This is a genomic window from Micromonospora sp. DT4, assembly GCF_049841675.1.
Taxonomy (GTDB): Bacteria; Actinomycetota; Actinomycetes; order Mycobacteriales; family Micromonosporaceae; genus Micromonospora.
The window spans coordinates 1-951 of sequence record NZ_JBNCKT010000316.1; the positions used below are offsets into that span (position 1 = coordinate 1).

General features: G+C 59.5%; 1 protein-coding gene. It reads right to left on the reverse strand.

What is annotated here, in order from left to right; genetic code table 11:
• On the reverse strand, window positions 1-951 hold a 951-nt coding region (locus ACLQ24_RS29855), incomplete at both ends, for a hypothetical protein (RefSeq protein WP_425895075.1).

A 951-nucleotide genomic window follows, 5' to 3' on the forward strand; every position in this document is an offset into this window, starting at 1 on the left:
ACGCACCCTCCCACGGCAAGGGCCGACGACCCACAGCCAGATTGGCGACCTTCTGCGTCGCGGCGGACACCGACCGCGACTCCCCACCGGCCGCCTCCTCTGGGCGGCCAAGAAAGGTCTTCTTGCCCCGATACTCCGTCTGCAGCCCACGGGCGTTCAGAGCCTGAGCGATCATCCTCTGCGGATCCACAAGCCCGTGGCGGATGAGAGTATGCATCCGTCTGCCGAGATCAATGACGTCCCCCGTTTCCGGGAGCGTGACCGGGGTGTCGTATGCAGGGATCTTTCCCGCCCTTGTGGAGTCGCCTTCGCACCAGAGGTCATAAGCGGCGAACGTCGCCTTGTCCTTCTCTGCCTTCTCGGCAACAGTGACAAGCGTGCTCTTGTCTCGGGGGATTAGAATCTTGTTGCGGTTGACCTTCGGTTGGAAACCGTTATCGTTCAGAACATCGAAGAGTCCCTGATGAAACGAAAATCCCGTTTGCCGCAAAACATGAAATGTTTGCCCGACGGGGTAAACCTTCCCCCCGTCATCCTTCACCTCTTTTGCGTCGGCGGGAATTTTGCCCGAGTTCTTGCCATCTGGCCCCACCCAAAGCTGAATCCCCGCGATCCGCTCCTGATTGTCCTTTTCCTGCTTGGCCGTTGGCGGCCGGGGCTTCGGTGGCGGCTCCCCGGGTATCCTAAAGCCATCAAATCTCGATGTGTCGCCCTCATTCCGGTAGATGACCTCGAAGCCGCCTTCTCCTGCCAGCATATCGGCCATCTCACCGTCCGGGTCGACATGCCCGCGGTGCTTGAGATCGGACATAAACTGGCCGAGCTTGAACTGCTTGTCTGGATTATTCGGATTGGGCCACTCCAGCGTGCGGTCCGGCATCTGCCCGATGTTATGGGGTATACCGTTTGCGTCTTTCTCGTCGAGCCAGGCGTCATAGACGGCGAAGAAGT